The organism is Flavobacterium sp. (genome assembly GCF_035456085.1).
Lineage (GTDB): Bacteria > Bacteroidota > Bacteroidia > Flavobacteriales > Flavobacteriaceae > Flavobacterium.
The window spans coordinates 1-5,344 of record NZ_DATIDY010000178.1; the positions used below are offsets into that span (position 1 = coordinate 1).

The 5,344-nt window shown below is 31.5% G+C and carries 5 protein-coding genes; 2 read left to right on the forward strand and 3 right to left on the reverse strand.

The window, feature by feature from the left end; all coding sequences use genetic code 11:
- A partial coding sequence (locus VLC96_RS13600) for a hypothetical protein (protein ID WP_325263730.1) occupies positions 1-2,201 on the forward strand: 2,201 nt, incomplete at its 5' end.
- 188 nt (positions 2,202-2,389) lie between these two features.
- Positions 2,390-3,028, forward strand: a complete 639-nt coding sequence (locus tag VLC96_RS13605) for a polysaccharide deacetylase family protein (RefSeq protein ID WP_325263731.1) — start codon at positions 2,390-2,392, stop codon at positions 3,026-3,028.
- Between the two features lie 21 nt (positions 3,029-3,049).
- On the opposite strand, the gene VLC96_RS13610 is transcribed toward VLC96_RS13605, so the two are convergent.
- The 3 genes from VLC96_RS13610 to VLC96_RS13620 all read right to left on the reverse strand — a co-directional run bounded on the left by VLC96_RS13610 (position 3,050) and on the right by VLC96_RS13620 (position 5,030).
- Positions 3,050-3,346 carry a thioredoxin family protein gene (locus VLC96_RS13610; RefSeq protein WP_325263733.1) on the reverse strand — a complete coding sequence of 99 codons (297 nt, stop codon included), beginning with the start codon at positions 3,344-3,346 and terminating at the stop codon, positions 3,050-3,052.
- Positions 3,347-3,418: 72 nt separating this feature from the next.
- The gene (locus VLC96_RS13615) at positions 3,419-4,654 is read right to left on the reverse strand and encodes a metallophosphoesterase (protein ID WP_325263734.1); all 1,236 of its coding nucleotides are present in this window, start codon (positions 4,652-4,654) and stop codon (positions 3,419-3,421) included.
- 172 nt (positions 4,655-4,826) lie between these two features.
- Complete coding sequence (locus VLC96_RS13620) at positions 4,827-5,030, reverse strand: hypothetical protein (RefSeq protein WP_325263736.1); 204 nt, start codon at positions 5,028-5,030, stop codon at positions 4,827-4,829.
- Positions 5,031-5,344: the final 314 nt, after the last annotated feature.

The following is a 5,344-nucleotide window of genomic DNA, read 5'->3' on the forward strand; positions in this document are numbered from 1 at the left end:
ATCCAAACAATCCTTACTTGGATAAGGCACCTAACTATGAAAGAGATTACAAAACTGGTAAATATGTAATTGTAAATAATTATAAAAATGCTGAACAAAATAGTGATGATGCTCAAAAAACTATTTTGCCAAGAATGTGGAGTACAGAGCATATCGAAAACTACATCAATTTTACTCACCCACCTGCATTTAAAATAAATCCTGACTATCCTTACGAAGAAGATTTAGTTAAATACGGATTGGATCCGAGTAAATTAAGTGAGGAAGATTACAACAAAGCAATCGCACAATTAAGAAACGAAACAGAAAAAACCGTATCTGAATTCAGACAAGCATATGCTCAAAAACAAATTGATAATGAAGGTTATGTTGCTTTCCTAAAGCACTATCAAGATTATTTAATCATCGAAAAACCGACAACTGCTGACAATTTTAGCTTTATGTTTGAATACCAATTTGGGTATATGTATTGGAGATATTTGATGTGGAATTTTGTTGGAAGACAAAATGACGAGCAAGGAAGATATGATTATCAAGATGGAAACTGGATAAGCGGTATTCCATTTATTGATAATTTACACGTAAACTCTCAAGACAATTTACCTGCTGATGTCTTAAACAATAAAGGACGAAATGTTTATTTCTTTTTACCATTTATCCTTGGTTTAATCGGAATCATGTATCATGCGAGTAAAGACAGAAAAAGCTTTTATGTACTATTAGCACTCTTCCTTTTTATGGGAATTGCGTTGAAAATTTACTTAAATGAAAGACCATTTGAACCACGTGAAAGAGATTATGCTCTTGTAGGATCCTTTTATGTATTTGCCATTTGGATTGGTTTTGGTGTGTATTCATTATATGAGAGTTTTCACAAATACCTTAGCCCAAAAATTGCAGGACCAGCAATAATAGGAGCTTCATTATTGGCTGCTCCAGTATTAATGGCATATCAAAACTGGGATGATCATGATCGTTCTGGCAAATATACCGCAACAGCAATGGCAAAAGCTTATTTGCTGTCCTGTGATCCTAATGCTATTTTGTTTACTATTGGAGATAACGACACTTTCCCACTTTGGTATGCCCAAGAGATAGAAGGAATCCGTACAGATATTAAAATTGTTAATACCAGTTTATTCATGACCGATTGGTACATCGATCAAATGAAGAGAAAAGCATACGAATCAAATGCTTTACCGATTTCATTTACACATGATGAATATGTGGGTGACAAACTTGATTATGTAGCGCATATTCAAAAAACAGAAAGCCGTTGGGATTTAAAAGATTTTATAAAATTTATTAAAGATCCAAGATCTACGGTAGAAATGCAAAATGGACAAACTATCCATTACTACCCAACTAACAAAATCAGAATTCCAATTGACAAAGCCAATATTATTAAAAACAAAGTTGTCAATCCAAAATTATATGACTCAATCGTTCCTTATATTGACATAGATATAAAAGGAAGTGCAATCTACAAAAACAGATTAATGATGCTTGATTTAGTGAACAATAACAACTGGAAAAGACCTGTTTATTTTAGCGGTGGAGCATTTGATGACGAGGATTATTTATGGATGAAAAATTATCTTCAACTTGAAGGTATGGTTTATAAATTAGTTCCAATAAAAACTGCATTGGATAAGGATTCTGGCCAAATGGATATGGGACGAATTGACTCTGACAATATGTATGCAAAAGTAATGGCGTGGGATTGGGGCAATAGCGATAGCAACAAAATATATCATGATCCAGAAACTAGAAGAGAAAGTCTTACTTACCGTATGAACTTAGCCCGATTGATGAATCAATTGATTGCAGAAGGTAAGATAGACAAAGCCAAAAAAGTTATCGAATTAGCAATGACAAAAATGCCTTTGGATAAATTTGGATATTACTCATTAGTTGAACCTTTTGCAAAAGGTTATTACGATGTTGGCGAAAAAGCAAAAGCGCATGATTTACTGGAGAAATTAATAGCCAAGTATAGGGATAACCTCAATTATTACGCTAAACTAATACCTTCTGAGCAATCTAATGTAAGTATTGAAATCATTACAGATCTTGAAAGATATAGAAGCTTATTAACCGTAATGCAGGAAAGTAACGATCTTGAATACTACAATTCCAGCAAAAAAACTTTCAATACTTATATTGAAATTTTTGCAAGATTTGGTCGCAAAAAAGAATAATTTTAAATGACATAAAGAAGCTGAAATGCAGTGTAAATTAAAAATACACTGCATTTTTTATTTAATAATAGGATTGAAACCTTTTTCTTTTATAAATTTAATGTGATAAAAACAGAAAAGATAAATATCGATAAGCTTTAATTTTATAATTTTTAATGAATAATTGGATTTAATTGTAATATTGAAACATGAAACTCTATTGGATTAAAACAAATACATTTATAAAAAAAATATTTTCCAATTATATTTGGGATATACCAAACAAAGAAAATAAAATCTATATCACTTTTGATGACGGCCCAACTCCTGAAATCACAGAGTGGGTGTTAGAAGAATTAAAAAAACACCAAGCAAAGGCTACCTTTTTCTGTATTGGAAAAAACATCAATAGCCATCCAGATATCTTCAAAAAAGTAATTGATAACGGACATGCCGTAGGGAATCATACATTCAACCATTTGAATGGATGGAAGAACACTACAAATAACTACATCGAAAACATTATATCATGTCAATCTCAAATCAGTAATTACCATTCGACAACATCCAATCTATTCCGCCCACCTTATGGCAAAATAAACAAATCACAATCCAAAGAATTGCGAAATTTGGGCTATAAAATAATTATGTGGGACGTTCTCAGTGCCGATTTTGATCAGACTATAACAGCTGAAAAATGCCTGGAAAATGTTCTTCAAAATGTGGTTTCGGGGAGTATAATCGTTTTTCACGATAGTGTAAAAGCATACAAAAACTTACAACATGTACTTCCGTTGTCATTACAAGCTTTAAACGAAAGAGGTTTTAAATTTGAAATAATCCAATAAAAAAGGAAACTTTATTCCAAATTATATTTGTTCTTGTACAAGACCAATCAAGGTATTAGCATCTAACTCTCCAGATTGTCTCCAGATCATCATGCCCTCTTTATAAATCATTAAAGTAGGCAAACCCTTGATACGCAGTGCATTTGCTAATTCCTGATTTTTATCAACATCTATCATGATTACTTTTACTCTGTCTCCAAGTGCAGCTGCTACATCTTTTATAACGGGATGCATCGATAGTGAAGGTTCGTTCCAATCAGTGTAAAAATCAATTAAAACTGGAACTTGTGTATTTATTAGTTCTCCAAATTTTGACATAAAACCAAAATATTAAATTTCTATTAATTTCAAAAAGGGACATTTACATGCAAAATTAGCATTTTAAACCAATTATGCTAATTTTTCGCCTTTTATTAGTTGAATTACAGTTATCTCAGGCATAATTCCAACTCGTCCAGGATAGGCATGAAATCCGAATCCCCTATTTACATAAACGTATCTTCCCAGATTTTCATATAAACCTGCCCACTGTTTATAAACATATTGTGAAGGACTCCATTTTATAACACCTGGAATTTCTATACCAAACTGCATTCCGTGTGTGTGTCCGGATAATGTTAATTGATAATGTTTATCATCATGCTGAACGACTTCGTCCCAATGACTTGGATCGTGGCTCATTAAAATTTTAAAATCTTCTTTTGTTAACTGTTGCGAAGCTTTCTTCAAATCACCCGCTTGTTTGAAATTTCGACCCCAATTCTCCACCCCTACTAAAGCAATTCTGGCACCATCTTTTTCAATAAATGTATGTTCATTTAACAACAATTTAAAACCAATTTGACCATATAATTTCTTTATCTCATCAAAATTCTTATCCTTTGCAGCTTGAGATGGCCAGGTAACATATTCCCCATAATCATGATTTCCTAAAACAGAATATTTTCCATATTGATGTTTTTTAATTTTATTAAATGTTTCAATCCACGGGTTCATTTCCTTTGCGTGAGTGTTTACAATATCTCCTGTAAACAAAATCATATCCGAATTCTGTGCATTTACCAAATCAATAGCATAGCTAATTTTTTCGGGATTATCGAAACTTCCACTATGAACATCTGAGATTTGAGTAATTGTAAAACCATTGAAAGCATCTGGCAAATCAGGAAAGTAAATTGCCTGTTTTATTACTTTAAAATTATATTTCCCTTCCAATATTCCATATATCAATGACATAAAAGGTACCGCTGCAAGTCCTAAACCAATTTGACTAACAAATTTACGTCTTGATGGCAAGAAAGAAGCTTTCGAATTGCTATCTATAAAATAATTGATTGATCCTGCTATCACTCTAAAAACATCTTCACCCAAAAGCACTACAGTTATTAGAATTTTGGGAATATAAACTAAAAGCAACAATCCCATCGTAAGCATGGTTTGCTTTGTTTGTCCAACCGAACGATCAAATTGAGTGAAAGAATAAAGGATAAATATAAAAAGTAAAAAGCTTATTATCTGATACGAAATCAAAACCCATTTCAATTTTATCAATGTTTTAAAAGCCTGAAATGCATAAAGTTCAATAACAAAAAGAACAACTCCTAAAAAAAATAAACGTAAGATCATTATCTATATAATTTTATACAAAGTAACAACTATTGAAAATGAAACGATTTATATTATCATAATTTTAACGCAAAAAAGGGTGTAAATTTCTTCATCACCCTTTTTTAACCTACTAAAAACCAAAAATTAAATCCTTTAGAAATACCCCATGAATTTCACAACAAAAGATTTGTTATTGTTTTGGAGCAGTAGACTTAGCTGCATCATCAGTTTTATTAGTCTCTGCTGCTTTTGCTTCGTGTTTATGCGCTTTTTTATGAGCTTTTCTAGTTGTTTTTACTTCTTTAGAAGGAGCTGTTTGAGTTGGTGTAGTTTGTGCACTCACCATAACTGTTGTTCCAAGTGCTAATGCCAATGCCATCAATAAGTTTTTCATGATCTTATAATTTTTAAATTAATATTTGTTTTTATTATGAATCAAAATTATCACTGTAAAATGAAGATTAAATGAAGTTCGATGAAATCTTAAAAAATTAACTTTTATTTAAGTTATTGCTATTCAACAAATAAAAACACCTTGTTAACCAAAAAAAATTAAGGTGATCCAATAAAAAAGAGGCTGTCCAAAAAGTAAGGGCAGCCTTTTTTTTTGCTGTTTTTAATCTAAAATAGTATCTTAGAGTTGCACAAAAAACAAGCAATGGCTAAGGTAATATTTAAATCGCAATCCATCACTACTCCGGAACTTTT